This is a genomic window from Aliisedimentitalea sp. MJ-SS2, assembly GCF_032586155.1.
GTDB lineage: Bacteria > Pseudomonadota > Alphaproteobacteria > Rhodobacterales > Rhodobacteraceae > JAWHTC01.
This window is the reverse complement of sequence record NZ_JAWHTC010000002.1, coordinates 913,309-937,780: the sequence shown is the minus strand read 5'-3', so window position 1 is coordinate 937,780 and position 24,472 is coordinate 913,309. Positions and strand designations below refer to the sequence as shown.

The 24,472-nt window shown below is 61.0% G+C and carries 29 protein-coding genes; 15 read left to right on the top strand and 14 right to left on the bottom strand.

Going from position 1 to position 24,472, the window contains the following annotated elements:
* Window positions 1-151: 151 nt before the first annotated feature.
* Together RXV86_RS11140 and RXV86_RS11135 are read left to right on the top strand one after the other, a co-directional pair.
* Window positions 152-460: a hypothetical protein gene (locus tag RXV86_RS11140; RefSeq protein ID WP_316299595.1), complete on the top strand. Its 309-nt coding sequence runs from the start codon at window positions 152-154 to the stop codon at window positions 458-460.
* Between the two features lie 258 nt (window positions 461-718).
* A complete protein-coding gene (locus tag RXV86_RS11135) occupies window positions 719-1,033 on the top strand; it encodes a hypothetical protein (protein ID WP_316299594.1) in 315 nt (104 codons plus the stop codon).
* Between the two features lie 20 nt (window positions 1,034-1,053).
* Here RXV86_RS11135 and RXV86_RS11130 read toward each other — a convergent pair whose 3' ends face one another.
* On the bottom strand, window positions 1,054-1,782 hold the full coding sequence (locus tag RXV86_RS11130; protein ID WP_316299592.1) for an FkbM family methyltransferase: 729 nt from the start codon (window positions 1,780-1,782) through the stop codon (window positions 1,054-1,056).
* A 98-nt stretch (window positions 1,783-1,880) separates the two neighbouring features.
* Here RXV86_RS11130 and ahcY point away from each other — a divergent pair, with 98 nt between their 5' ends.
* Together ahcY and RXV86_RS11120 are read left to right on the top strand one after the other, a co-directional pair.
* Window positions 1,881-3,275 carry an adenosylhomocysteinase gene (gene ahcY, locus RXV86_RS11125; RefSeq protein WP_316299589.1) on the top strand — a complete coding sequence of 465 codons (1,395 nt, stop codon included), beginning with the start codon at window positions 1,881-1,883 and terminating at the stop codon, window positions 3,273-3,275.
* A 191-nt stretch (window positions 3,276-3,466) separates the two neighbouring features.
* Window positions 3,467-3,967, top strand: a complete 501-nt coding sequence (locus RXV86_RS11120) for a DUF922 domain-containing protein (RefSeq protein ID WP_316299587.1) — start codon at window positions 3,467-3,469, stop codon at window positions 3,965-3,967.
* 10 nt (window positions 3,968-3,977) lie between these two features.
* Here the strand turns inward: RXV86_RS11120 and RXV86_RS11115 are convergent, their stop codons facing one another.
* From RXV86_RS11115 to RXV86_RS11105, 3 genes are read right to left on the bottom strand one after another with little or no spacing between them, the layout of a single operon-like run.
* Window positions 3,978-4,220 (bottom strand): thioredoxin family protein, encoded by a 243-nt coding sequence (locus RXV86_RS11115; RefSeq protein ID WP_316299585.1) that lies wholly within the window; start codon window positions 4,218-4,220, stop codon window positions 3,978-3,980.
* A 13-nt stretch (window positions 4,221-4,233) separates the two neighbouring features.
* Window positions 4,234-5,286 carry a permease gene (locus RXV86_RS11110; RefSeq protein ID WP_316299583.1) on the bottom strand — a complete coding sequence of 351 codons (1,053 nt, stop codon included), beginning with the start codon at window positions 5,284-5,286 and terminating at the stop codon, window positions 4,234-4,236.
* Entirely contained in the window at window positions 5,283-5,567 is a 285-nt protein-coding gene (locus RXV86_RS11105; protein WP_316299582.1) for a metalloregulator ArsR/SmtB family transcription factor, read from the bottom strand. Before RXV86_RS11105 ends, RXV86_RS11110 begins: the two co-directional genes overlap by 4 nt.
* Before the next feature lie 227 nt (window positions 5,568-5,794).
* On the opposite strand from RXV86_RS11105, the gene RXV86_RS11100 reads away from it, so the two are divergent.
* Window positions 5,795-6,136, top strand: coding sequence for a DUF2853 family protein (locus tag RXV86_RS11100; RefSeq protein WP_316299580.1), 342 nt, complete (start codon window positions 5,795-5,797; stop codon window positions 6,134-6,136).
* A gap of 263 nt (window positions 6,137-6,399) precedes the next feature.
* On the opposite strand, the gene RXV86_RS11095 is transcribed toward RXV86_RS11100, so the two are convergent.
* The 5 genes from RXV86_RS11095 to tsaD form a co-directional block, all read right to left on the bottom strand.
* Entirely contained in the window at window positions 6,400-6,795 is a 396-nt protein-coding gene (locus tag RXV86_RS11095) for a DUF1761 domain-containing protein (RefSeq protein ID WP_316299579.1), read from the bottom strand.
* Window positions 6,796-6,879: 84 nt separating this feature from the next.
* Complete coding sequence (locus tag RXV86_RS11090; RefSeq protein ID WP_316299577.1) at window positions 6,880-7,299, bottom strand: EVE domain-containing protein; 420 nt, start codon at window positions 7,297-7,299, stop codon at window positions 6,880-6,882.
* Window positions 7,299-7,571, bottom strand: a complete 273-nt coding sequence (locus tag RXV86_RS11085) for a YciI family protein (protein WP_316299575.1) — start codon at window positions 7,569-7,571, stop codon at window positions 7,299-7,301. The genes RXV86_RS11090 and RXV86_RS11085 overlap by 1 nt, the downstream gene beginning before the upstream one ends.
* Complete coding sequence (locus RXV86_RS11080; RefSeq protein ID WP_316299573.1) at window positions 7,572-8,534, bottom strand: NAD(P)H-dependent glycerol-3-phosphate dehydrogenase; 963 nt, start codon at window positions 8,532-8,534, stop codon at window positions 7,572-7,574.
* Window positions 8,531-9,625, bottom strand: a complete 1,095-nt coding sequence (tsaD, locus tag RXV86_RS11075; protein WP_316299571.1) for a tRNA (adenosine(37)-N6)-threonylcarbamoyltransferase complex transferase subunit TsaD — start codon at window positions 9,623-9,625, stop codon at window positions 8,531-8,533. The genes RXV86_RS11080 and tsaD overlap by 4 nt, the downstream gene beginning before the upstream one ends.
* 75 nt (window positions 9,626-9,700) lie before the next feature.
* Between tsaD and RXV86_RS11070 the strand changes: the two genes are divergently transcribed.
* From RXV86_RS11070 to RXV86_RS11035, 8 genes are all read left to right on the top strand, one after another.
* Entirely contained in the window at window positions 9,701-10,417 is a 717-nt protein-coding gene (locus RXV86_RS11070) for a uroporphyrinogen-III synthase (protein WP_316299569.1), read from the top strand.
* 54 nt (window positions 10,418-10,471) lie between these two features.
* Complete coding sequence (locus RXV86_RS11065; protein ID WP_316299568.1) at window positions 10,472-11,770, top strand: hypothetical protein; 1,299 nt, start codon at window positions 10,472-10,474, stop codon at window positions 11,768-11,770.
* 16 nt (window positions 11,771-11,786) lie between these two features.
* Window positions 11,787-13,271 (top strand): heme biosynthesis HemY N-terminal domain-containing protein, encoded by a 1,485-nt coding sequence (locus tag RXV86_RS11060; RefSeq protein WP_316299567.1) that lies wholly within the window; start codon window positions 11,787-11,789, stop codon window positions 13,269-13,271.
* Entirely contained in the window at window positions 13,268-13,684 is a 417-nt protein-coding gene (locus RXV86_RS11055; protein ID WP_316299566.1) for a hypothetical protein, read from the top strand. Before RXV86_RS11060 ends, RXV86_RS11055 begins: the two co-directional genes overlap by 4 nt.
* 40 nt (window positions 13,685-13,724) lie before the next feature.
* On the top strand, window positions 13,725-14,069 hold the full coding sequence (locus RXV86_RS11050; protein ID WP_316299565.1) for a YbaB/EbfC family nucleoid-associated protein: 345 nt from the start codon (window positions 13,725-13,727) through the stop codon (window positions 14,067-14,069).
* 74 nt (window positions 14,070-14,143) lie between these two features.
* Window positions 14,144-15,169 (top strand): TraB/GumN family protein, encoded by a 1,026-nt coding sequence (locus tag RXV86_RS11045; RefSeq protein WP_316299563.1) that lies wholly within the window; start codon window positions 14,144-14,146, stop codon window positions 15,167-15,169.
* A 4-nt stretch (window positions 15,170-15,173) separates the two neighbouring features.
* Entirely contained in the window at window positions 15,174-15,767 is a 594-nt protein-coding gene (gene recR / locus RXV86_RS11040) for a recombination mediator RecR (RefSeq protein WP_316299561.1), read from the top strand.
* 68 nt (window positions 15,768-15,835) lie between these two features.
* Window positions 15,836-16,273, top strand: a complete 438-nt coding sequence (locus tag RXV86_RS11035; RefSeq protein WP_316299559.1) for a hypothetical protein — start codon at window positions 15,836-15,838, stop codon at window positions 16,271-16,273.
* Here RXV86_RS11035 and RXV86_RS11030 read toward each other — a convergent pair.
* Window positions 16,270-17,379 carry a hypothetical protein gene (locus tag RXV86_RS11030; protein WP_316299557.1) on the bottom strand — a complete coding sequence of 370 codons (1,110 nt, stop codon included), beginning with the start codon at window positions 17,377-17,379 and terminating at the stop codon, window positions 16,270-16,272. The genes RXV86_RS11035 and RXV86_RS11030 overlap by 4 nt on opposite strands.
* Before the next feature lie 96 nt (window positions 17,380-17,475).
* Window positions 17,476-18,738 carry a glycerate kinase gene (locus RXV86_RS11025; RefSeq protein WP_316299555.1) on the bottom strand — a complete coding sequence of 421 codons (1,263 nt, stop codon included), beginning with the start codon at window positions 18,736-18,738 and terminating at the stop codon, window positions 17,476-17,478.
* A 230-nt stretch (window positions 18,739-18,968) separates the two neighbouring features.
* Here RXV86_RS11025 and RXV86_RS11020 point away from each other — a divergent pair, with 230 nt between their 5' ends.
* Window positions 18,969-20,363 carry an aminotransferase class III-fold pyridoxal phosphate-dependent enzyme gene (locus RXV86_RS11020; protein ID WP_316299554.1) on the top strand — a complete coding sequence of 465 codons (1,395 nt, stop codon included), beginning with the start codon at window positions 18,969-18,971 and terminating at the stop codon, window positions 20,361-20,363.
* A 48-nt stretch (window positions 20,364-20,411) separates the two neighbouring features.
* Window positions 20,412-21,272 carry an SDR family oxidoreductase gene (locus RXV86_RS11015; RefSeq protein WP_316299552.1) on the top strand — a complete coding sequence of 287 codons (861 nt, stop codon included), beginning with the start codon at window positions 20,412-20,414 and terminating at the stop codon, window positions 21,270-21,272.
* 62 nt (window positions 21,273-21,334) lie between these two features.
* On the opposite strand, the gene dxs is transcribed toward RXV86_RS11015, so the two are convergent.
* From dxs to RXV86_RS11000, 3 genes are all read right to left on the bottom strand, one after another.
* Window positions 21,335-23,263 carry a 1-deoxy-D-xylulose-5-phosphate synthase gene (dxs, locus tag RXV86_RS11010; RefSeq protein ID WP_316299550.1) on the bottom strand — a complete coding sequence of 643 codons (1,929 nt, stop codon included), beginning with the start codon at window positions 23,261-23,263 and terminating at the stop codon, window positions 21,335-21,337.
* Window positions 23,264-23,283: 20 nt separating this feature from the next.
* Window positions 23,284-24,087 (bottom strand): farnesyl diphosphate synthase, encoded by an 804-nt coding sequence (locus RXV86_RS11005; RefSeq protein WP_316300246.1) that lies wholly within the window; start codon window positions 24,085-24,087, stop codon window positions 23,284-23,286.
* Between the two features lie 69 nt (window positions 24,088-24,156).
* Window positions 24,157-24,399 (bottom strand): exodeoxyribonuclease VII small subunit, encoded by a 243-nt coding sequence (locus RXV86_RS11000; RefSeq protein WP_316299548.1) that lies wholly within the window; start codon window positions 24,397-24,399, stop codon window positions 24,157-24,159.
* Window positions 24,400-24,472: the final 73 nt, after the last annotated feature.

The following is a 24,472-nucleotide window of genomic DNA, read 5'->3' as shown; positions in this document are numbered from 1 at the left end:
CTTGCCGGTCTGCGCCTGTAAACATCACCAAAACCACACGCAGAGATGAGCGCCCGTGCGCAGGTTGGGTGATGAGAACCGGCGGTCGCAAGCCCATATCAATAGCATAGCGAAATCCGGGGCGATGCCCCGAACCACAAAGGAGCACATCATGTACAAACGTCTTTTCGCCAGTGCGGTTATTTTTGGTATGGCCGCGATTGCGCCGCCAGCGCATGCACAAGCCCGCTGTGTCGGGCGCGACGCATTGGTTGCCGGGTTGGAGAAACGCTATGCCGAAGCGCAGATCGCCACGGGGCTGCAATCAAATGGAGTTCTGATCGAGATCTGGGCGTCGCCAACGACCGGGACCTGGACGATTTTCCTTACCGATCCCGAGGGCATTGCCTGCGTCACGTCAAGCGGCGAGGGCTTGGCGCTTGGGCTGCTGCCCAACATGGCCAAGGGGGTGGCCGGGTGAGCTTGAAAACCTGAAAAATCGGCTAAAATTCTCGATGCCCCAATCTTGCCACAATTGGGGCAAGCGATGGACACAATCCCGGCGCACAATGGTCTTTGTTCGGATCTCCAGCTGCCACTGGTGCCGGGCCGGGGCAAAAAAGTGACCATCGGCGCGCGCATTCAGGATCCCAAGAATATGGCAAGGGCGCGCCGTTCTCTCCCTCCAAACCGGCGCGCCCTTGAAGCCAAGGGTGAGCAGTTGGAAAGGGGAACAAAAATGCTGAAACGTTTGATTGCCCTTGGATTGGGGTTGGGTGCGATGATTACGGCGCTGCCGGCGCACGCCGAAGATTGTGCGTCACGTGATCTGGTGACAGCGCGATTGACGGACGAGTTTTCCGAGCAATTGACCGCGGGTGGGTTGCAGGATGCTTCTGACGCAGCCTCGATCGTCGAGGTATGGGCCTCGCCCGAGACAGGCACATTCACCGTGATGCTGACCGATGCGCAGGGGGTGAGCTGTATTCTGGCGACGGGGACGGACTGGATTGAGCGTAAGGCAACAGCAGACCTGACAGATATCGCCAGCTAGGCCAGGACTGAGGGTCCGGATTAGGAGGCGAGGAAGATCGTATTGCGTTCGATCGCACCGGCCCGCTGATAGCCGGCCTTTGGTGCGAGTTCGTCGAGCACGTTTAGAAACGCCCGATCGCGCCACGCCTTGCCGGATTCCAGAAGAACCATCGGAGCATGGTCATTGAGAATGCGCGTCGCCCCGCGCAGCGCCTGTTCCTCGAAACCTTCGACATCGAGATGCAGAACCGAAACCTTGCGCGATTTTGGCACCAGGCTGTCGATGGTCTTGAGGTCGACGTCGATTGTGCGGTGGTCGCCTGAGGGAAGATCGGTGACTACCTTTTCCCCGGCCGCGATTTTCCGTCCGCTTGGGCGGGCAATCTGCAGCGTGACGGTGCCCGCCTTGTCGCCTACGGCGATGTTGTGAAGTTTGACGTTTTTCAACCCATTGAGGCGGATGGTTTCCTGGCAAGCGTCATGGCTGATCGGGACCGGCTCGAACGTGTGGATCCGGGCCTTGGGGGCGAGGCGCGCGGCCAGGGCCGGGATGAAATCGCCGATGAAGGCGCCCCCGGTCACGATGTCCCCGCCGCCCAGATGGCGACGCAGAAACCTGAGGGTTGCAGGCTCGTAAACGCCGCCCCTGTTCAGGATATCGGCAATTTCGCGCCCCAGATAGTCATGCGGCACGCAGTAAAACCCATATTCATTCGCCAGGATGGAGTGCTCGAAATCGAGCGCCTTTGTCTGCTTTGCCTTTGCCATTGTTTGCCTGTTCGAGGTTTTTCGCCAAAGCTTATCCGCATTGTGCCACAAAGCAAGGAGTGTTACACGCGCCGCAAATTAGTGGAGCAATGCAAAAAATGACCGCAGATTACATCGTCAAAGACATCTCGCTTGCCGAGTATGGCCGCAAGGAGCTGAACATTGCCGAAACCGAGATGCCGGGGCTGATGGCCCTGCGCGAGGAATATGGCGATAGCAAGCCGCTCAAGGGCGCGCGCATCGCGGGCAGCCTGCACATGACGATCCAGACCGCGGTTCTGATCGAAACGCTGGTGGCGCTGGGCGCCGACGTGCGCTGGGCCTCGTGCAACATCTTTTCCACACAGGATCACGCGGCGGCGGCGATTGCCGAGGGCGGCACGCCGGTGTTCGCCATCAAGGGCGAGACGCTGGAAGAATACTGGGATTACGCCGACCGTATCTTCATGTTCGAAGAGGGCGGCTGCAACATGATCCTGGACGATGGCGGCGATGCCACCATGTACATCCTGATCGGTGCGCGCGTCGAAGAAGGCGAAACCGACCTGATCGAGAACCCGCAGAGTGAAGAGGAAATCTATTTCTTCAAGCAGATCAAGAAACGGATGGCCGAGACTCCCGGCTGGTTCGTGAAACAGCGCCACATGATCAAGGGTGTTTCCGAGGAAACCACCACCGGTGTGCACCGTCTGTACCAGCTGATGGAAAAGGGGCATCTGCCCTTCCCGGCGATCAACGTGAACGATTCTGTCACCAAGTCGAAATTCGACAACAAGTATGGCTGCAAGGAATCGCTGGTGGACGGTATCCGCCGCGCCACCGACACGATGATGGCGGGCAAGACCGCCGTGGTTTGTGGTTACGGTGATGTTGGCAAAGGCAGCGCCGCATCGCTGTCGGGCGCTGGTGCCCGTGTGAAAGTGACCGAGATCGATCCGATCTGTGCGCTTCAGGCGGCCATGGACGGGTTCGAGGTTGTGACGCTGGAAGAGGCTGTGCCGACGGCAGACATCTTCATCACCACCACCGGCAACAAGGACATCATCCGCATCGAGCATATGCGCGAGATGAAGGACATGGCGATTGTCGGCAACATCGGCCACTTCGACAACGAGATCCAGGTTGCCGCGCTGAAGAACCACAAATGGACAAATATCAAGGACCAGGTGGACATGATCGAGATGCCATCGGGCAACCGGATCATTCTTCTGTCCGAAGGTCGTCTGTTGAACCTTGGCAATGCCACCGGCCACCCGTCCTTCGTGATGTCGGCGTCCTTCACAAATCAGGTGCTGGCTCAGATCGAGCTGTGGACCAAGGGCGACGATTACGACAACGAGGTCTTCGTTCTGCCCAAGCATCTGGACGAAAAGGTGGCCAAGCTGCACCTGGATCGGATCGGGGTGAAGCTGAGCCAGCTGAGCCAGGAACAAGCGGAGTATATTGGCGTGACCGTGGACGGTCCGTTCAAACCCGAGCATTACCGGTATTGATCGGGAATGGTGCGCAGAAGCGCACCCTACGTTTTTCCGCCGCTCCTGGTTTTCAGGGGCGGCGGTTTTCTTTGTGCCGCGGGTGTCGCAAATTTCTTGACGGACTGAATTTCGGGATGCAGTTTTGGCTTGTTGCAAGGAAATTGGGCCAGCCAAGAAAACGCCGGTCCGTTATTTAGGAGATTGAGTTTATGATATCTTCTTTTCTGAAAACCTGTCTTTCCAGTCTTACTACGGCAGTTGTGCTGAGCCTGTCGGTCAGTGTGACGTCAGTGGATGCCAAGCCCAAGGTTTCGGTTGTGAACAAGACGTATTTGGTCGATGCCACAACGGTGCAAGGCCTGCGCAAGCAGATGAAACAGCGTGGTCCAAAAGGGCACTGGGCCTATACCGATTGGTACGTGAAATGGTCCGGCAGCTGCAAACTGTCGGTCAAGATCACCTACACGATGCCTAGGCACAAGAACGAGGGCAAACTTGACCCGGCCTTGCGAAAGCGTTGGAAGGCGATGGTGCGGGCCCTGAAGGCGCACGAGGAAAAGCACGGAGCGCATGGCGTCCAAGCGGCGCGGGAAATCGAGAAAACCAGATGCGCCAATGGTGACGCGGTGATCAAGAAATGGAACAAACAGGACAAGGTTCTGGACAAGCGCACCAAGCACGGCAAGACCGAGGGCGTCGTTCTTCAGTAGCGATCCGGACTCAGGCGTTGCGCAGCCAACCTTCAAGCGCCGCCGCGTCGGGCAGCCCGCCGGAATGCACCAGTTTTCCATTCATGGAAACGCCGGGGGTCGAGACCACGCCGGCCATCGCGATGGCGGCGTAGTCGGTGATTTTCTCGACCGAGACCTCCGCGCCGAGTTTAGCGGCGGCATCGGTCACCATTTGCGCGGTGGTGTCACAGCGTTTGCAGCCGGGGCCGTAGACTTTGACATCGATTGTCATGGTTAGGGACCTTTCAGAACAAGAGATTGAACAGGAAGCCGACGCAGAGGATGCCGCTGCCCACGACGCCGACAAAGACGGCGATCAGGCGGGCGGTCAGCACTTTGCGTAGGATGATCATTTCGGGAAGGGAGAGCGCGATCACCGACATCATGAAGGCGAGCGTTGTGCCAAGGGCCGCGCCTTTGCCGAGAAGCGCTTCGACAATCGGGATGACCCCGGCGGCGTTGGTGTACATCGGGATGCCCAGGACGACGGCGGCCGGCACCGACCACCATGCATCTGCGCCCATGATCCGCACCATCAGGTCGGCGGGCACATAGCCGTGAATCAACGCGCCGATGGCAATGCCAAGCACGACCCATTTCCAGACCTTGCCAAAGATGTCGCGTACCGCCTCAACCCCGGCGGCATAGCGATCGGGCCATGTTAGAGACTGATTCAGTGTTTCAACGGCGGCCCCGGCATGAATCTGGCGGACCCAGTCTTGCAACCAGTGTTCCAGTTTCAGGCGGCCAATGATCCAACCCGCGATGACGGCGAGCGCAAGGCCGAACCCCATGTAGGTGAGTGCGACTTTCCAGCCCAGCAGGCCAAAGAGCAAGGCAAGCGCGATTTCGTTCACCATCGGTGCGGCGATGAGGAAAGAGAAGGTCACGCCAAGAGGCACACCCGCCGAGACGAAGCCGATGAAAAGCGGCACCGCCGAGCAGGAGCAGAACGGCGTGACCACGCCAAGACCGGCAGCCATGACATTGCCGGCGCCTTCGGCCTTGCCGGATAGGAGCGCACGGGTGCGTTCAGCAGAAAAGAAGCTGCGCACCACACCCATGGCAAAGACGATGAGCGCGAGCAGCATCAGCACCTTGGGCACGTCATAGAAGAAAAACGCCAGCGCCTCGCCGGTGTGGCTGTGGCGATCGACCGGCAGGAGCGAGACCAGCCAGTCCGAGATTGGGATGAGCTGGCGATAGAGCAACACCCAGGCGACCAGAAAGGCGATCAGGCCTAGGGTCTGGACCAGAGTCGAACGGGGGTGTGGGGGCAGATCGGTATGGGCAGTCATGCGGCCTGTTCCTTAGGTTCGGACGCGAGAACAGCATCAAGTACGGCGCGCAACTCGGGCTGCAGGTCTAGGTTGAGACGGTACCGTACCCATTGCGCATCGCGCCGGTCGCGGACAAGACCGGCATTGCGCAGCACTGACATGTGCCGCGACATGCGCGATTGGGTGGCGTGAAGGCGTACCATCAATTCGCAGACACAATGCTCGCCCCCATCGGCGAGAATCCGGATAGCACCCAGACGGGTGGGTTCGGCCAGGGCGTTCAGAACTGGTAAGATCAAGAGGGCCTCCTTTTCGCATATGCGTTTAGGCGCATTTGCGGCAGAGCGACATGATCGGGATCAATTTCGAAGCCTGAGTTCACGGCAAAACAGTGCATGGGAATTTACAGGGAAAACTTGCCAAGTTTTCCCTTTGTGCGGGCAGAAACAATCGCTAGTCTCGGACGCAGCGCCAGCAGGGGCTTTTTGTACAGGGCGGCGGTGGCCGCGAAACTGGGAGAATACACATGGGAAAACGCGATGATCTGATCGCTCAATATGCAGACGATCTGAAGAACAAGTGCGGCATGACTCCGGACATGGATCTGCTGACCAAGGTCACCATCGGTTGTGGCCCGGCAATCTATAACCCGGACGCATCGACCGTGGCCGCCACGCAAGAGCACGAGCTGGAAACCGTCAAGAACAACTTCCTGATCAAGAAGCTTGGCCTTGCAGACGGTCCGAACCTTGATGAAGCGATCCAGTCGGTGATCGAAACCTATGGCCGGTCCGAGCGCAACAAGTACCGCGCCGTTGTTTACTATATGCTGACCAAGCATTTCGGCAAGGAATCGGTCTACGGCTGATCCCCGACCTGCATGAATTGAGAAACGCCCGTGGTATTGCCGCGGGCGTTTTTCGTTAGGCGAAGCGGGTAGGGACAATGCCCGTCAACCTTTAGATACTTGGCGTTTGCCTGAATCATCCAATCGCGGCTAGGGTCATGGATGACCGAGCCAGGACGGCCGGACCCAGTTCAAGAACACGTGTGGTGCGTTGGGAGCACGTGGGGAAACGGAGGGTTCAGGCAGTTCGGCCGAACCCTCCGTTTTGTTTCTCGAGTGGTTGTTCAGAACAGTTCGAGCACAAGCCCGATGATGCCACATCCGATCGTGGCATAGCCGCCGTCGATCGCGGTGAGCTTGCCCGGGCGTCCGGCAAAGGCATAGTTGGTGGCAATCCACGGTGTGGCAAGGAACAAACCAATGCCAAGACCGGACATCAGCCCCTTTCCGGTGCCCGAAACACCACCCAGAGCAAAGACGTGGCGCATCATGCCGGCCACAACGATGGCGCAGATGAAAGCGATGACATAGGGCATGGCACCGGCGTTCTGCGTCGGCCGGCCGTTTTCATCCGCCTCGACGCCGGCGGCCTCCATCCATGGACGGGCTAGGGACATGTACCAGATGGCGCCGAAAATGTAGCTGGCGACGGCGGCCGCCAGAGTGTTGACGATCTCCATGAGAGCTCTCCTTAGTGTTCGCGCTTGAGCTGTGGACAGATTGCCGCAGATGCCGCGGATCGCCTAGGGAAAACTAACCCCCGATCAGGCGGAAATACCGGCCGCGGCGCAGATGATCTTCCATTCCTCTTCGGTCACAGGCTGAACCGAGAGGCGTGAGTTCTTGACCAGCACCATGTCGGCAAGGCGCGGGTCGGCCTTGATCTGATCCAGCGTGACCGGCGTTTTCACCGGCATCACCGCCTTGATGTCCACGCATTCCCAGCGGGGATCATCGGTGGTGCTGTCCGGGTGTGCGGCGGCGATGACTTCGACCACGCCGACCACGGACTTTTCCTTCATCGAGTGATAAAAGAAACCGCGATCCCCGATCTCCATCTCACGCATGAAATTGCGGGCCTGGTAGTTGCGCACGCCGTCCCACTCTTCGCCCATATCGCCCTTGGCAACCTGGTCGTCCCAGCCCCAGGTATTGGGTTCGGATTTGAACAGCCAGTACCGCATCAACCGATCACCTTGTTCCATTCGATCAGTTCGACCGAGGCAAACAGGCCGGCCTTGGCGTAGGGGTCATTGTCGGCCCAGGCCTGCGCAGCGCCCATATTGTCGACATTCAGCACGATCAGCGAACCGGCCATGTTGCCATCGATCAGCAACGGTCCGGCCTGGAACACGGTGTCACCGGAGGATTTGAGGTAGTCCACGTGTGCGGGCCGGTTTTCCATCCGGGTGTCAAGCGCACCGGGATTGTCACGGGCGATCAGGGCAACAAGCATTTATTCTTCCTTCAATGGGCGTGACAGCAGCATATCCATGGCTTGCCGCACATCAATCTTTCCGTCAAGCAAAGCGGTCACCGCATGGGTGATCGGCATATCGATCCCAATCTCATGCGCGCGGGCCAGCGCGGCATGTGCGGTGGCGGCGCCTTCGACGGTGATGGTGGGGTCGAATTCTTCGCTCCGTCCAAGGCTGAGACCGTAGCGGAAGTTGCGCGACCCTTCGGAGGTGCAAGTCAGGGTGAGATCACCAAAGCCTGACAGCCCGGCCAGAGTTTCCGGCTGTGCCCCAAGCGCAAGCGCCATGCGTTGCATTTCGGCATAGCCGCGCGTCATCAGGGCGGCGCGAGCGCTGTCGCCCAGTCGCGCGCCGATCACAGCGCCACAGGCAATCGCCATGACGTTTTTCAAAGCGCCGCCAAGCTCGGCCCCGGCGGTGTCGGTGGTGCGGTAAAGACGCAGGTTGGGCGTTGTTAGAGACTGTTGCAGCGCCGCGCCGATGGTGTCGTCGACGCAGGCCAGGGTGAGTGCGGTTGGCAGGCCCTGGGCGATATCGGCGGCAAAGCTGGGGCCGGTCAGGATGGCAGGGGTGGCGCTGGGCACGCATTCGGTGATGGTCTGGACTGGTCCAAGATGGGTGGTCAGGTCCATGCCCTTGCAACAGGCGACAAGGATGCGATTGGCGAAAAGTGTGGCGTTGCCCTGAAGCAGGGTCCGGATCGTCTGCATCGGCACGGCCAGAAGCAGAGTGGCGTGAGCGGGGATGCCCGTGAGTTTTTCCACCGGGGTGATGTTGTCGGGCAGGGGCACGCCGGGCAGGCGGCGGATGTTTTCGCGCGCCTTAACCATGTCGGCGACATGGCCGGCATCATGGGCCCACAGGATGACAGGTTCGCCCTGCTGTGCCAGCGACACGGCCAAAGCGGTGCCGAAAGCCCCTGCGCCCAATACTGCGATCATGCCTTGGCCCCTTTCTTGCCTGACCCGAGCATTGCTGGGCTGGTCCTGTCAAGCGGCCAGCGTGGGCGCGCGACAAGGGTCATGTCGTCGGTTTGGCCCAAGGCAAAGCGTTCCAGACCGGCATAAGCGATCATCGCCGCATTGTCGGTGCAAAGCGCGAGCGGTGGGGCAGTGAAGCGGGTGGCAGCATTGGCCGAAACAGTCTCTAGCCTTGCACGAATGGCGGTATTTGCGGCGACGCCGCCAGCAACAGCGAGAACCGGCTCGGCAGGGTTTTCAGCGGCGTAGATGTCCAGCGCGCGGCGGGTCTTCTCGGCCAGCACGTCGACCACAGCCGCCTGGAACGAGGCGCAGAGATCGGCGCGATCTTGTTCGGTGAGGCCGGTTTTTTCGGCAACCAGCGCGTCACGGGTGCGCAGAAGCGCGGTTTTGAGGCCAGAGAAAGACATGTCACAACCGGGGCGATCCAGTAGGGGCCGCGGGAAAGGGAAGCGTTTCGGATCGCCGGTTTCTGCCGCTTTCTGAACCGATGGGCCGCCGGGTTGGGGCAGACCCAGAAGACGGGCGGTCTTGTCAAAGGCTTCACCCGGCGCATCGTCAATTGTTCCGCCGAGGCGCGAGAAATCCTGTGGACCGCGGACCAACAGAAACTGGCAATGGCCGCCCGAGACCAGCAGCATCAGGTAGGGGAACGCAATGCCGTCAGTCAGGCGTGGCGTCAGAGCATGGCCCGCGAGGTGGTTCACGCCAACAAGCGGCAGGCCGGTGCCGGCCGAGAGGCCCTTGGCGCACATCACGCCGGAAAGAACACCGCCGATGAGGCCGGGCCCGGCTGTGACGGCGATGGCGTCGATATCGGACAAGGTCAGGCCGGATTGGTCCAGCGCTTGCGCAACGCAGGTATCGAGCCGTTCGGCATGGGCGCGGGCTGCAATTTCGGGCACCACGCCACCGAAATCGGCATGCAGGTCGGATTGGCCTTGCACCACCGAGGAGAGGACAGATGCGTTGCCAGGAGTGCCGCGCACCACGGCGGCGGCAGTGTCGTCGCAGCTGCTTTCCAATCCGAGAAGTGTCAGGTCTGTGCTCATCCGGGATACCGTTGCAAGGGCGTGTCATGGCAGGTAACACCGCAGGGAGCCTGTAACAACCGCTGCACTGTATTGATGCCCGCTATTCTGCTGACCCGTCCGACCCCGGCTGCGACCGGATTTGCCGAAACACTGCGTGCGGTGCTTGGGGATGTGGAGATCGTGATTTCTCCGTTGCTGCAGATCGAATGGATCGGCGTGGAATTGCCGGCCGGGCGGCCGATCTTTACCTCGAAAAACGGGATCGAGGGATACCTGCACAGTGGCGGCGAGGGCATAGGCGCGTGCTGGTGCGTGGGCGAGGCCACGGCGCAGGCGGCGGCAGAGGCGGGCTTTGCGCCGATGGTGGGCGGCGGCGATGCGAAAGACTTGATCAAGGCCATTCGAGACAGCGGCGACAAGGGGCCATTCGTACATTGTCGCGGTGCGCATGCGCGGGGAAATGTGGCTCTAACATTGCAGAAAATGGGTCTCAGCGTGGTGGATCTGGTGGTCTATGACCAACAGGTCCAGGACCTGTCGGATCAGGCAAAAACCCTGCTTGAGAGTGAAAAACCCGTGGTTCTTCCCCTTTTCTCACCGCGTACGGCAACCCAGTTTAGTAAGGTACATTGCGGTCAGTCGCCGCTGTTCATTGCGGTGATGAGCAATGCGGTTCTGGCCGCACTGGGCGAGTTGCGGTTCGATGGGCTGGCGATTGCGGATCGTCCTGACGCGCAGGCCATGCTTGAGGCGACAGAGAGACTGTTCGACGCAGCGCTTCGCCTTGAGGGCGTGTCGGGCGCAAAGTAAGATTGGCGGTGTCGTATCGTTTCACGGCGCAAAGATTCGGGAAAGGTGGCACCGGTGGCTAGGAAGAAGAAGACGGCAGAGATCAAGAAGGCCGAGGCCGACAAACCCGTGGAAGTGGTGGAAGAGGTAAAAGCCGACGCGGAAGAGAGCGCGGCAGTGGATGCCATCGAAGATGCCGAGATCATCGAAGAGATTGCCCCGAACGCGGATGAGCCTGCAGGAGAAGATGCTGAAAGCGCCGAAATCGGTGATACCGAACCTGTCGAGGTAGAAGAGCCGGCACCCGAAGGTGAGCCCGAGGCGGACATGGACGCCGAAGAGGCGCTGGAAGACGAGCTTTTGTCCGATCCTGCGCCCGAGCCTGTGCTCCACACCGCGGAAACCGTGATCCGCAAGGGTGGGTTCGTGCCGATGGTGCTGGGCGGTGCCGTTGCGGCAGCCGCAGGGTTCGGCATGGCGACTTACCCTGATGAATGGCCCTGGCCGGGCGCTGGTGAGAGTGGATTCGAGCGGGAGATTGCCGCCAAGCTGGAGGCGCAGGCCGAAGAGATTGCGGCGGTGAAAACCGCCATACCCGCGATGCCCGAGGCGCCCGACCTTGGGCCAATCGAGGCCAAGTTGGCGGGGCTGGGCAAGAGTATTGCAACGCTGAGCACCGACTTGGGCAACGTCAACGACCAGATGGGCCAGCTGGAACAGCGCCTGACCGATCTGGAGAAACGCCCGATCACCGACGGCGCGTCGCCCGCTGCGGTCGCGGCCTATGAGCGCGAGCTGAAAGCGTTGCAGGAGGCGATGGCAGCGCAGCGAGCCGAGATCGAAAAGATTGCCGCCGAAGCCGCGCGAAGCGAGGCCAATGCCGAGATCACCGCGCAAGAGGCGATGAAGCGGGCGGCGATCAGCCAGATTCAGACGGCGCTCGATACCGGTGCCGGGTTTGACGATGCGGCGGGTTCGCTGGCTGCGGTTGGGATCGCCCTTCCACCGGCGCTGGCGCGGGTGGCCGCCGATGGTGTCGCGACCCAAGCCGAGCTGAGCGCCAGCTTCCCCGAGGCCGCGCGCGCCGCGCTGAAAGTGGCACGCAAGGAAGATGGTGGCGGTGGCGGGCTTGGCGGGTTCCTGAAAACCCAGCTGGGCGCGCGGTCGTTGGAGCCGATGGAGGGCGCAGACCCGGATGCAGTTCTGAGCCGGGCAGAAGCAGCCGTGACCGAGGGCCGCACCCGCGATGCCATGGCCGAGATCGAAGCCCTGCCCGAGGCCGCGCGGGCCGAAATGTCCGACTGGCTGGCATCAGCCACCTTGCGGATCGAAGCGCTCGCCGCTGCCGAGGCGCTTGCCGCCGAAATGAACTGAACCGAGGATCGCTTACATGCTCTGGTCGCTTATCAAGATTGTGCTTTTCGTTGTCCTCGTCGCTGCGGCGACCCTTGGGGCGGGTTACTTGTTGGAACTGGATGGCGGCGTGCGCATCGCTTTTGCAGGACAGGAGTTCAACCTGACCCCGCTGATGACTGTAATTGCCATTGTGCTGTTGGTGCTGGCGGTGTGGATTTTCCTGAAACTCCTGAGCCTGTCGATCGCAACGTTCCGTTTCCTGAACGGCGATGAAACGGCGATTTCGCGTTACTTTGACCGCAACCGCGAGAAGAAGGGGTTCCAGGCGCTCAGCGACGGGATGGTGGCGCTTGCTTCGGGTGAAGGGCGGCTGGCGATGGCCAAGGCGGCCAAGGCCGAGAAGTTCCTGCAGAAGCCCGAGCTGACCTCGCTGCTGACCGCGCAAGCAGCCGAGATGACCGGCGACAAGCGCCGCGCCGAAGAAGTTTACCGGGCGCTGCTGAAACACGATACGACACGGTTTATTGGTGTGCGCGGGATCATGAAGCAGAAACTGGCGGACGGTGACACCGGCACCGCGATGAAGCTGGCCAAATCAGCATTCGCGCTGAAACCGTCGCATGGCGAGACCCAGGATATCCTGTTGAAATTGCAAGCCGGGAATGGTGACTGGAAAGGTGCGCGCGAGACGCTGGACGCCAAGCTGAAACATGGCACCCTGCCGCGCGATGTGCACAAACGCCGCGAGGCGGTTCTGGCCCTGTCCGAAGCCAAGGACGTTGTGGCCGATGATGCCAGTGTCGAATCCCGCGAGGCCGCGATTGAGGCCAACCGCCTGTCGCCCGACCTGATCCCGGCTGCCGTGATGGCTGCACGTGGGTATATCGAGGAAGGCAAGCCGCGTTATGCGACACGGGTGATCAAGAAGGCCTGGGACGCGCGTCCGCATCCGGATCTGGCCGCTGCCTTTGCCGCGATCGTGCCCGACGAAACTCCGCAGGCGCGGCTGAAACGGTTCAAGCCTCTGGTCAAGCTGCATCCGGATCATCGTGAGACGAAACTCTTGTTGGCCGAGCTGAACATCGCGGCCGAGGACTTTCCCCAGGCGCGGCGCGAGCTGGGTGATCTGGCCGAGGTTGATCCCGATACGCGGTCGCTGACCATCATGGCGGCGATCACGCGCGGCGAAGGGGCGTCGGACGCGGTGGTCAAGGGCTGGTTGGCACGGGCCCTGTCGGCACCGCGCGGGCCGCAATGGGTCTGCGACAATTGCCACCATATCCACGCCGAATGGGAACCGGTTTGTGAAAACTGCGAGGCGCTGGATACGCTAAGCTGGACCACGCCGCCACAGGCCGAGATGTCACTGTCGACCGGGGCCGAAATGCTGCCGCTGATCGTGGGGGCCATCGAGGACAACTCCGACGAGGATGAGGTCGAAGAGGTTGCGGTTGAGGGTGAGGTGATCGAGGCCGAAGAAGTTTCCGATACCGAGGTTGAAGAGGCGAAATCCGCTTGATCCTTCGGCTTGTCACATTTGCACTGATTCTGCTGCCAAGTGTGGCATGGGCCGGGGTTTGCGAGCTGGAGCGGCCCGACTGGGTGGTTGAGAATGGCCCGGCCACCGGGCTGGAGGAGTTGTTCTTTCTGTTCACCTCGCTGCCCGGCCTTGGCATTCTCGGGGCGCTGACCTTGGCGGCGCTGACCGCACAGAAACGCTATTTCGCAATATCCACGGCTTTTGCCGTGCTGGTGGGGGCGGGATATTGGCTGAATGACACGTATCCCGACGAGACCACTCTGGCCGCCATTGCCGAGGGCTGTGTCGGGCCGCAAACCCTTCCGATTGCCGCTTGTGCAATGATTGCTGTGACTTCGGTAATCTTCCTGGGCCTGCTGTGGTTGCGTGACCGGCCCGCCGACCGTATCTAGGGCTCAACACGAGATAACACGAACAAACGGAGACCCGAACATGTTCAAGGGACTTGGCGCCATGGGTGACATGGCCAAGATGATGAAAGCCGCCCAGGAAATGAAGACCAAGATGGAGGATCTGCAGGAAGAGATGCACAACCTCTTGGTTACCGGCGAAAGTGGTGCCGGTCTGGTCAAGGCGACCTGCACCGTCAAGGGTGAGCTGAAGACACTGGATATCGACCCGTCGATCTTCAACCCGGATGAAAAGGAAGTGGTCGAGGACCTGATCCTGGCGGCGATCAAAGATGCCCAGCAAAAGGCATCGGACAAGGCACAGGAAGAGATGTCCAAGATCACCGAGGGCATGGGCCTTCCGGCAGATATGAAGCTGCCGTTCTGATCCTATTCTGTTCGACACATACGCGATATTGGCGCCGCTGGTGGATTGGCTTTGCCCATGCAGCGGCGCTGATCGTGTTTGGCCTGTCGGCGCAAGCGCAATCCTGGGTAACACCCGCAGTTTGCGAAGTTGATACGCCGCGCATTGACGCCCACGTATTGTCGGCCGAGAGGTTGGACGCGCTGCGGTCCGAAGCTGCGAAAATCCCCAATGCTGTGGGAAACTTCTGGCGCATAACGGCGCCAGACGGTGCGGTGTCGCATGTCTGGGGCACGATGCACAGTTCCGACCGCCACGTTCTGACGTTACCGGACATCGTCATTGATGAAATCACCCGGGCTCGCCTTCTTGCAATCGAGGCGGATTATACCGCCGAGTCACGCGCCGAGCTGGCACGCCTGAATGACCCGGAAGGCTGGTTTCGCGAGTATAATGGGCGTGACCCGGTTTCCTATGAATCGCTCGGAATACCAGCAGCGATCACCGAGGCGTTGAACGCCCGGCTTGAAGCCGCGTCCTGGGGAAGGGATGCACAGGATCTGTTGACCTTTGGCGGGCTGTTGGAGGCGGTCTGGGCCGACCCGTGCGAGGATTTCGCGAACGGGGTCTTACCGATCCAGGACGCCCGCATCCAGATGCTGGCGCATATCGCGGGCGTGCCGACCAAGGGACTTGAGCCGCCGGATCGATTCCTGCGACGCGTGAACCACCCGGATGCCACGGAGCTTGCCCGTGCCCTTTTGATGATGACCGGCAGCTATCTTGAAGAAACCAATGCAGCAACGCTCCAGGCTGATCGTAGCACGTTCTTTGCACTTTACCTCGCAGGCGAGCATGCGCTTTTGGAGCGTTGGGACCGAGCCGAAATCATAGCACGTTTCGGGTCCGAAGGCGGTCAGCGGATTTATAACACCTCGATGGATTACCTCTTGAGCGAAAGAAATCATGATTTTCTGGCGGCGATCCGCGATGATCTGCACCAGGGTGGCGTTTTCATGGCCATTGGTGCATCCCATCTGTCGGGTCGGAATGGTATCGTCGAACTAATGCGTCGTGACGGGTTCGAGGTGACCCGGATAAAGCTTGAGCGTGAGAGGTAACGGGATGAGCAGTACCCGCGATATCGACAACCTGATCGAGATGATGGCCAAGCTGCCCGGACTTGGGCCGCGCTCGGCGCGCCGCGCGGTACTGCACCTGATCCGCAAGCGAGCGTTGTTGTTGACGCCACTGGCGGACATGATGGTGCAGGTGGCGGCGACGGCGCGGGAATGCCTGAACTGTGGCAATGTCGGAACCAGCGATATCTGTGACATCTGTTCCGCCGAAAAGCGCGCCAATGGTGAGTTGTGCGTGGTCGAGGACGTGGCTGACCTGTGGGCGATGGAACGCGCGGGTGTGTTCAAGGGGCGCTATCACGTGCTGGGCGGGACGCTCAGCGCGCTGGATGCGGTGGGGCCGGAAGAACTGCGTATTCCAAAACTGATCGACCGGGTGACAAGCGAGGCGATTTCCGAGGTGATCCTGGCGCTGAACGCTACGGTGGATGGCCAGACCACAGCGCATTACATTGCGGACCAACTGGAGGGCCGGGTCAAGCTGACCTCGCTGGCGCAGGGTGTGCCGATCGGCGGCGAGCTTGATTACCTGGACGACGGCACGATCACGGCGGCCCTGAAGGCGCGAAAACAGATCTGAGGCTTTCTTTTCCGATTCTGACGCGCTTTAGTTGCAGCACACATGGTCCAAATTCGAAAGGTCACATCATGAGAATGCAGCCGGTCATCGGTCTTTCCGGTGCTGTTGTCGCCGCTTCCTTTTTTCTGACATGGCTCAGTATTCCGTTTGGAGAGACGATTTCACCCTACCGGCTGGTGAGCGAAGCGGGGGGAGATTTGGCGAATGCGCCGACCGAGATCTATCTGTTTCTCGGCTCCTTTGCGTTGGCCGCGCTTGTGGCGCTTTTGGCCTTTACCAATGGCTGTTCGCGTTTCCTGGCGCTGGCAGCGGGATTGTTGCCTTTGGGGTTGATCGCTTACTTGCTGATGTCCGGCGCCAACGAACTTTCGGGTGCGGGCCTGCCGATGCCGTCGAGTGGCGACATCAGCGCGGCACTTGATGTGCTCAAGGAGTTCGTGGAAGTCGGGCTTTACGGCTACGTCGGCGGGGCGGTCGTTTTGACCCTTGCGGCGATTGCGCCCTAACTTTCCTTGCGCACCACAAGGTAGACATGCACGTAATCCATCGCGTGGCCGGTCGGATCGGCGGCGACCATGGCCTGGTAGTTGCCATAGAACCGGTCGATTATTTCTGCCTTTTCCCGGTCCGAGCGGTCCTTGGACAGCCCATTGACGAAGGTCGGTTCCGACCACGATCGCAGGGTCGGGATGTAGTCCTGGGCAAATTCCTGCGGGTCTTGCCCGGTCTCGGCGAAGTTTTGTTCGAACGGGCAGCGGACAACGCGGGATTCGACATGTTCAAGCCGCAGGCCGGCCTGGTAGACCGGGCTGGTTTCATCCTGGAAGGGGGCAGTGAACTGTTCCTCCGTACGATAGCATTGCGGAAAGTTGGTGTTGGCGAACTCCTCTGCGGTGATCACCCCTTCGTCGCGTAGCCGGGCCCAGTGATGAGCAAAGGTATCGAACATGTTCACACCGCCGGTATTGCCGAGGTAACGCCCTTCTTCGTCAATACCGAAGTTGAATAGGCAAAGCCGCGCGCCGGGTTTCATCTCGGCGGCGCGGGCCAGCAGCATACGTTCCCAATCCTGTGCGCCAGTGGTTTCGTAGGCGGCGCGCTCGTCCGGGGCGGCGCCGACCATGTGGACGTGATCCGCGATATCGCCGGGCACGGCGGCGATGTAATGCGAAGCGGTGGCGGAGAAGCCCAGGTCCAGCGTGCCGGGCGGTAGGATTGCCTCGTGAAACGAGGTGGCCGAGGCCAGCACATGCACGCCCGACACGTGGTTCACGTAGCTGTCCTCGCCGGTCAGTCCCATGACGTTCTGGAAGGTCTGGCTGAAATCGTTGCGGGGCAGGTCGGTATAGACAATCTCGATCGGGCGGTCCGGCGCCATCTCGCGCACCCGGGCCAGAACCCGGCCCCACATCGCCAGCGAGGTACCGCCATCGGCAGCCCCCATATCGGTGCAACGGAAGACATCATCGCGTTTGCCCGGGCCCATCCTGGCAAGCGCGTCAAGCACAAGTCCCGCCGCGTTGTCCATTACATGTTTCGCCCCGATGGTTGCACGCGAGTAATAGCCCGCGCCTTTCATCGCCATGAAGCCTTTGGTGCCCGTTCCGGTCATTCTCACCCTCCCTGTTTCCCTTCCGGGAGACTGCACCGGATTTGGCGTCAGGCCCAAGGAAAAAGCGAGGCCGTCTGAAAAGGCGGAAGAGCGGGCTCAGCGGACAAGGATCACGCGCAGGTCGTTCACGTTGGTGCCAGTGGGCCCAGGTTCGAACAACGCACCGATGGCGTGGAACGCCGACCAGGCATTGTTGCGGGCCAGCGCATCGGCGGGATCGACTCCGGCAGCGCGCATCCGTGTAACGGTCTGCCCGTCGGCAAAGGCCCCGGCATTGGCTTCGCTGCCGTCGATACCATCGGTGTCGGCGGCCATGGCGGTGATGTCCGGCAATCCTTCGATGGCAAGGGCAAAGGCGAGAAGGAACTCGGAATTGCGTCCGCCCTTGCCCGGGGTACCGCGCAAGGTGACGGTTGTCTCTCCGCCCGACAGGATGGCGACCGGTTTAGGAAAGGGGCGGTTCTTCGTGGCGATCTCGCGGGCGATAGCGGCATGCATCTGGGCGATCTCGCGGGCTTCGCCCTCGATAGAATCCGACAGGATTGCGGGTAGAAATCCGGCTGCTTTGGCCGTTTGCGCGGCAGCCTCGAGCGACTTGGTTGCGCTGGCGATGATGTGGACCTGGTTGCTTGCAAAGCGGGGGTCATCGGGGTTGGGCGGTTCCGGTGCGGTTCGCAGGAAGTCGTCAACATGTGCAGGCAGGGTTATGTTGTAATCACGAACAGCAGTCAGCGCTGCATCGCGCCCGCCGGGGCCGGGGACGGTGGGGCCGCTGGCGACCTCGTAAGGTGCATCGCCGGGCACATCCGAAACGATCAGGCTGATCACGGTGGCGGGATGGGCGGCAAGGGCTAGCCGCCCGCCTTTGACGCGGCTGGTCATCTTTCGGATGGAGTTCATCGCGCCAATTGGCGCGCCGCTGGCCAAGAGGGATTCGTTGAGGGCGATTTCGTCCTCAAGTGTCAGCCCCTCGGCGGGAGCTGCCAGAAGGGCCGAGCCACCACCCGAAATCAGCGCGATCACCATGTCATCTTCGGTCAGGCCCGCGAGCGAGTCGATGTGGGCCTGGCTGGCCGCGAACCCTGCCGAATCGGGCACCGGGTGAGAAGCCTCGAGCACCTTGATTTGCTGGCAGTCCGCGCCAAAGCCATAGCGGGTGACAACCAAGCCGTCCAATGGCCCCTCCCACAGGTGCTCTAGCGCCGCCGCCATCTGGGCCGAGCCTTTTCCGGCGCCGATCACCACAGTTTTTCCCTTGGGGTGCGGTGGCAGCACTGGTGCCATGGCGCGGCCCGGGTCGGCGGCATCGACCGCGGCGGAAAACATCGCCTCAAGCAAGGATTTATCGTGGTGATTCATTGACTTCTCCTGCTCCGTATTTTCCCAACGCAGGGCAAAAACACCACCGTTTAATTCGCGATCCAATCGGGTTTGGTGCAAAACACCGGGTTTCCGACACCATCTGGCGTTACATGATCCTGCGTCTGGCCCTATAGACACGGGGTGAAATCGGGCTGAAATTGCGGCCAGAGATTTCACTGCAAGTACATGCGCGCGCGTGTAGCGCGCCCAACCTCGGAGGCCCCCGCATGGACGGACGTCTGACTGATAACGATATTTCCCACGTGGTCGATGCCGACCGCGCCCATGTCTGGCACCACCTGACCCAGCACAAACCCTTTGAAACCGGCGAACCGCGGGTGATCATCGAGGGCAAGGGCATGCGGGTCTGGGACCAGAAGGGCAAAGAGTTTCTTGATGCCGTGTCCGGCGGGGTCTGGACCGTGAACGTGGGCTATGGCCGTGAAAGCATTGCCAATGCCGTGCGCGATCAGCTGATCAAGCTGAACTATTTCGCGGGCTCTGCCGGATCGGTGCCCGGGGCGCTGTTTGCTGAGAAGCTGATTTCCAAGATGCCGGGACTGACGCGGGTCTATCAGACCAACTCGGGCACCGAGGCGAACGAGAAAGCCTTCAAGATGGTGCGGCAGATTTCACACAAGCGTTATGGCGGCAAGAAATCCAAGATCCTCTATCGCGAGCGTGACTATCACGGGTCCAGCATTGCCGCGATGTCGGCAGGCGGTCAGGACGAGCGCAACGTACAGTATGGCCCGTTCGTGCCCGACTTCATTCGCGTGCCGCATTGCATGGAGTACCGTGCGCAGCAGGGTTGGGATGCCGCCAGCGAAAGCTATGGCGAATATGCCGCCAACCTGATCGAAGAGGTGATCCTGCGCGAAGGCCCCGATACCGTTGGCGCGCTGTGCCTTGAGCCGGTGACCGCTGGCGGTGGTGTGATCGAAGCGCCCGAAGGATACTGGCCGCGCGTGCAGGAGATTTGCCGCAAGTACGACATCCTGCTGCATATCGACGAAGTGGTCTGTGGCGTGGGCCGCACCGGGACTGAATGGTTCGGCTATCAGCATTACGGCATCGAGCCCGATTTCGTGACCATGGCCAAGGGTGTGGCGTCGGGCTATGCGGCCATCGCCTGCTGTGTCACATCGGAACGCGTGTTCGACATGTTCAAGGATGACGATACCGATCCGCTGAACTATTTCCGCGATATCTCGACCTTTGGTGGCTGCACCGCCGGGCCGGCGGCGGCGCTGGAAAACATCCGCATTATCGAGGACGAAAACCTGCTGGAAAACTGCACCGCGATGGGTGAGCGGATGATGGGCAACCTTGAGGCGCTGATGGAGAAGCACCGGGTTGTCGGCGACGTGCGCGGCAAGGGCCTGTTCTTGGGCGCCGAGCTGGTGGCTGATCGCGGCACCAAGGAGCCGGTGAGCGAGAAAGAGGTCGGCGCGGTTGTCGGCGAATGCGGAGCGCGTGGCGTGATCATCGGGGCGACCAACCGGTCGGTTCCGGGCTTCAACAACACGCTGTGCTTCTCGCCCGCGCTGATTGCCACCGAGAGCGACATCGACGAGATTTGCGATGCCGTTGACGGTGCGCTGACAAAGGTGTTCGGCTGAGGCCATTCACGCCTTGAAATTTCCTGCGGGCGGCCACAGGTTGCCCGCATGACAAAGACGCTTTTTACTTTCGGCCATGGCTATAGCGCCACGGCATTTGCAAAGCTGCTAAACCCGTCGGAGTGGCGGATGTTCGGCACCACGCGAAACCCTGAAAATATGGACTTGATGCGCGGTGTCGGCGTTGAGCCGTTGCAGTGGCCCGGTGAAGATGTGGCCAAGGCGCTGGGCCAGGCGACGCATCTGTTGTTGTCGATTGCGCCGAATGATGCGGGCGATCCCGTTCTAGAGGAATACGGCTCTAACATTGCCGAAATGGCCCCGAATCTGGAATGGGTGGGCTACTTGTCGACCACCGGGGTTTATGGCGATCACCAGGGTGGCTGGGTTGATGAAAGCACTGCGCTAACTCCTGCCACGCGGCGCGGGCATCAAAGGGTTCTGGCCGAAAGCCAGTGGCAGGCGCTGGACCTGCCGTTGCATATCTTCCGGCTGGCGGGGATCTATGGGCCCGGGCGCGGGCCCTTTGCCAAGGTGCGGCGCGGCACAGCGCGGCGGATCATCAAAGAGAACCAGGTGTTTTCCCGCATCCATGTCGAGGATATCGCGCAGGTGTTGCTGGCCTCGATCCAGCAGCCCAATCCGGGGGCGATATACAACGTCTGTGATAATGAGGCGGCTCCGCCGCAGGATGTTCTGTCCTATGCGGCGGAATTGCTGGGGGTCGAACTACCCCCCGAGGAAGATTACGCCGCCGCCGAGATGACACCGATGGCGCGCAGTTTCTATGCCGAAAGCAAGCGGGTGCGGAATGACCGAATCAAGCAGGAGTTGGGAGTTGAGCTGATTTATCCCAGTTATCGCGATGGGTTGGATGCACTATTGAAGCAGGAAGATAACGCGACTTGAACGAGATGCGCTTGTAAGGGAGGAGTGGCGGGTGGCTCGCCTATCCTGACGGACGGTCTCGCTTAGGCTTTTCTGGAAGCGATCTGCGCCACGCCCAGAACATCAAGCACCTTGGCCTCAATCTGCGCGGCGTTCAGACCGGCGGTGTCGTACATGTCAGCCGGGCTTGCTTGATCGATGAACGTGTCGGGCAGCACCATCGAGCGGAATTTGAGGCCGGCGTCGAACACGGCTTCGTCCGAGAGAAGCTGGGCCACGTGGCTGCCGAAGCCACCGACAGATCCCTCTTCGATGGTGATCAGCGCTTCGTGGTCGTTGGCCAACGACAAGATCAGGTCGCGGTCCAGAGGTTTGGCGAAGCGGGCATCGGCCACAGTTGGGGATATGCCCTTCGCCTCGAGCGATTCGGCGGCTTTGAGCACCTCTGACAGGCGGGTACCGAAGCTGAGAATTGCCACGCGACCGCCTTTGCGGATCATCCGGCCCTTGCCGATTTCCATCACTTCGCCGGTCTCTGGCATCTCCACGCCGACGCCTTCGCCGCGGGGATAGCGGAAGGCGATGGGGCCGTCGCTATAGGCGGCGGCTGTGGCAGTCATGTGTTTCAGTTCGGCCTCATCCGACGCGGCCATGACCACCATGTTGGGCAGGTTGGCAAGGTAGGCGACATCGAACGCCCCGGCATGGGTGGCCCCATCGGCCCCGACAAGCCCGGCGCGGTCGATGGCAAAGCGCACCGGCAGATTTTGCAGGGCAACATCGTGCACCACCTGGTCATAGCCGCGCTGCAGGAAGGTGGAATACATCGCGCAGAAGGGTTTCATCCCGGCGGCGGCCAGGCCGGCACAGAAGGTCACACCGTGCTGTTCGGCAATCGAGACGTCGAAACAGCGGCTGGGATAGCGTTCGGCCATCAGTTGCAGGCCGGTGCCATCTGGCATGGCGGCGGTGACGGCGCAGATCTTGTCATCCTGTGCCGCCAGATCGACCAGGGTTTGGCCGAAAACGGACGTATAGGAGGGCGCGTTAGAAGGTGCCTTGTGCTGTTTGCCGGTGACCACATCGAATTTCGCCGTGGCGTGGCCCTTGTCATCGGCGCGTTCCGCTGGGGCATAACCCTTACCCTTTTTGGTCATCACGTGGATCAGGATCGGGCCAGTGGCACGCTCCTTGACCGTGCGCAGAACCGGCAACAACTGATCGAAATCGTGACCGTCGATCGGGCCGACATAGGAGAAGCCCAACTCTTCGAAAAGCGTGCCGCCAACGGTCATGCCCTTGATCATTTCCTTGGCGCGTTTGGCGCCTTCGCGGAAGGGTTCGGGCAGCAGGCTGACTGCGCCCTTGGCGGCGGCCTTGAGTTCCTGAAAAGGTTCCCCGGCGTAGAGCCGCGACAGGTAGGATGAGAGAGCACCGACCGGGGGTGCGATGCTCATGTCGTTGTCATTGAGGATCACGAACAGGCGGCGTTTCAGGTGTCCGGCATTGTTCATCGCCTCGAATGCCATGCCTGCGCTCATCGCACCATCGCCGATCACCGCAATGGCATCGCCCAACCCCTCGGGGCAGGAGCCGCCAAGGTCGCGCGCAACGGCAAAGCCAAGCGCGGCAGAGATCGAGGTGGAACTGTGGGCTGTGCCGAACGGGTCGAACGGGCTTTCGCTGCGTTTGGTAAAGCCGCTGAGGCCGTCCTTTTGGCGCAGCGTACGGATACGGTCGCGCCGTCCGGTGATGATCTTGTGGGGATAGGACTGGTGGCTGACGTCCCAGATGATCTTGTCCTTGGGGGCATCGAACACGTGATGCAGGGCAACCGTGAGTTCGACCACGCCCAGACCGGCACCCAGATGCCCGCCGGTTTCGCTGACCGCCGAGATGGTTTCGGTTCGCAATTCGCCCGCCAATTGGTGCAACTCGGCGTCGCTGAGCCGTTTCATGTCGGCAGGCACGTTGACCGTGTCGAGAAGCGGGGTGTGCGGTTTGTCAGACATGATTGCCCTCCGGGGGCAGGTTAGTTCCGCCGCGAGATAACGAAGCGCGCCGCCTGTCGCAAGGTTTCGGCTTTCTCACCATACAGCGATATGGCGTCGCAGGCGATATTCACAAGCTCAGCGGCGCGGTTTTTTGCACCTTCGAGACCGAGAAGGGATACGAATGTGGCCTTGCCCGCATCTGCGTCCTTGCCCACGGCCTTGCCGACCTCTGCTGCATCGCCTTCGACATCAAGAACATCGTCGGCGATCTGGAAGGCGAGGCCGATGGCATCACCATAAGTGGAAAGAGGGGAAATGTCGGATTGTGCCAGACGTGCGCCTGCGGTGGCGGACCATGTGATCAACGCGCCGGTTTTGCCGGCCTGCAAGCGAGTGATTTCATCAAGGGTCAACGGTGTAGCGGCGGTTTCAGCCGCGATATCGAGTGCCTGACCCAAAACCATGCCGTGCGCCCCCGCGGCGCGGGCAAGTGTCAGGACCAGATCGGCGCGGACAGCGGGATCGGCGCTGGTGTCCCTTCGAGCGATCAATTCAAAGGCCAGTGATTGCAGCGCATCGCCGACCAACACGGCCGTGGCCTCGTCCCATTTGCGGTGCACCGTGGGCTGACCGCGGCGTAGATCGTCATCGTCCATACACGGCAGGTCGTCATGGACTAGGGAATAGGCATGCAGCGCCTCGATTGCGGCAGCGGGCCAGACCGATTGCTCCGGGCCAATGTCGAACAGCCGCGCCGATTGCATAACCAGGAAGCCGCGCATTCCCTTGCCACCGTGCACCGCGTGGCGCATGGCCTTATACAATGGCAGATCGCCAGACATTTCCCGATGCAACAGGTCCAGCGCCGCCGCTGCATCGGCGCGCAGTGCGTCCGCAAAAAGGTCGGGCATTCAGAGCCCCTCGACCGGTTTCAGCCCGGCAGGGTTGCCATCGCCATCGAGCGTGATCGCGGCAACCTTTTCCTCGGCTTCCTTGAGCTTGGTTTCGCAGCGCTTCTTGAGCTCGGCCCCGCGTTCATAGAGCTGGATCGACGCCTCGAGCGCCACGTCGCCGCGTTCCAGTTGACCGACGACCTGTTCCAGCTCGGCCATGGCCTCTTCAAAACTCATCTCTGCAACAGGGCGGTCGGTCATTTCATTCTCCGGGGTTGGCGCCGGCACAGCATAACGGTGCCGGACGGGGGGTTCAATTCGGTTGACGCGGTCC

What these genes read in the sequence shown, in the direction of transcription:
- dxs (WP_316299550.1), bottom strand. Translation starts at nt 23,263, where the DNA reads ATGTCTGACAAACCGCACACCCCGCTTCTCGACACGGTCAACGTGCCT.
- recR (WP_316299561.1), top strand. Translation starts at nt 15,174, where the DNA reads ATGAGCAGTACCCGCGATATCGACAACCTGATCGAGATGATGGCCAAG.
- RXV86_RS11110 (WP_316299583.1), bottom strand. Translation starts at nt 5,286, where the DNA reads ATGACTGCCCATACCGATCTGCCCCCACACCCCCGTTCGACTCTGGTC.
- RXV86_RS11120 (WP_316299587.1), top strand. Translation starts at nt 3,467, where the DNA reads ATGATATCTTCTTTTCTGAAAACCTGTCTTTCCAGTCTTACTACGGCA.
- RXV86_RS11095 (WP_316299579.1), bottom strand. Translation starts at nt 6,795, where the DNA reads ATGGAGATCGTCAACACTCTGGCGGCCGCCGTCGCCAGCTACATTTTC.
- RXV86_RS11070 (WP_316299569.1), top strand. Translation starts at nt 9,701, where the DNA reads ATGCCCGCTATTCTGCTGACCCGTCCGACCCCGGCTGCGACCGGATTT.
- RXV86_RS11005 (WP_316300246.1), bottom strand. Translation starts at nt 24,087, where the DNA reads ATGTCTGGCGATCTGCCATTGTATAAGGCCATGCGCCACGCGGTGCAC.
- tsaD (WP_316299571.1), bottom strand. Translation starts at nt 9,625, where the DNA reads ATGAGCACAGACCTGACACTTCTCGGATTGGAAAGCAGCTGCGACGAC.
- RXV86_RS11085 (WP_316299575.1), bottom strand. Translation starts at nt 7,571, where the DNA reads ATGCTTGTTGCCCTGATCGCCCGTGACAATCCCGGTGCGCTTGACACC.
- RXV86_RS11025 (WP_316299555.1), bottom strand. Translation starts at nt 18,738, where the DNA reads ATGAATCACCACGATAAATCCTTGCTTGAGGCGATGTTTTCCGCCGCG.
- RXV86_RS11135 (WP_316299594.1), top strand. Translation starts at nt 719, where the DNA reads ATGCTGAAACGTTTGATTGCCCTTGGATTGGGGTTGGGTGCGATGATT.
- RXV86_RS11115 (WP_316299585.1), bottom strand. Translation starts at nt 4,220, where the DNA reads ATGACAATCGATGTCAAAGTCTACGGCCCCGGCTGCAAACGCTGTGAC.
- RXV86_RS11060 (WP_316299567.1), top strand. Translation starts at nt 11,787, where the DNA reads ATGCTCTGGTCGCTTATCAAGATTGTGCTTTTCGTTGTCCTCGTCGCT.
- RXV86_RS11020 (WP_316299554.1), top strand. Translation starts at nt 18,969, where the DNA reads ATGGACGGACGTCTGACTGATAACGATATTTCCCACGTGGTCGATGCC.
- RXV86_RS11140 (WP_316299595.1), top strand. Translation starts at nt 152, where the DNA reads ATGTACAAACGTCTTTTCGCCAGTGCGGTTATTTTTGGTATGGCCGCG.
- ahcY (WP_316299589.1), top strand. Translation starts at nt 1,881, where the DNA reads ATGACCGCAGATTACATCGTCAAAGACATCTCGCTTGCCGAGTATGGC.
- RXV86_RS11015 (WP_316299552.1), top strand. Translation starts at nt 20,412, where the DNA reads ATGACAAAGACGCTTTTTACTTTCGGCCATGGCTATAGCGCCACGGCA.
- RXV86_RS11090 (WP_316299577.1), bottom strand. Translation starts at nt 7,299, where the DNA reads ATGCGGTACTGGCTGTTCAAATCCGAACCCAATACCTGGGGCTGGGAC.
- RXV86_RS11100 (WP_316299580.1), top strand. Translation starts at nt 5,795, where the DNA reads ATGGGAAAACGCGATGATCTGATCGCTCAATATGCAGACGATCTGAAG.
- RXV86_RS11050 (WP_316299565.1), top strand. Translation starts at nt 13,725, where the DNA reads ATGTTCAAGGGACTTGGCGCCATGGGTGACATGGCCAAGATGATGAAA.
- RXV86_RS11030 (WP_316299557.1), bottom strand. Translation starts at nt 17,379, where the DNA reads ATGACCGGAACGGGCACCAAAGGCTTCATGGCGATGAAAGGCGCGGGC.
- RXV86_RS11000 (WP_316299548.1), bottom strand. Translation starts at nt 24,399, where the DNA reads ATGACCGACCGCCCTGTTGCAGAGATGAGTTTTGAAGAGGCCATGGCC.
- RXV86_RS11080 (WP_316299573.1), bottom strand. Translation starts at nt 8,534, where the DNA reads ATGATCGCAGTATTGGGCGCAGGGGCTTTCGGCACCGCTTTGGCCGTG.
- RXV86_RS11130 (WP_316299592.1), bottom strand. Translation starts at nt 1,782, where the DNA reads ATGGCAAAGGCAAAGCAGACAAAGGCGCTCGATTTCGAGCACTCCATC.
- RXV86_RS11035 (WP_316299559.1), top strand. Translation starts at nt 15,836, where the DNA reads ATGAGAATGCAGCCGGTCATCGGTCTTTCCGGTGCTGTTGTCGCCGCT.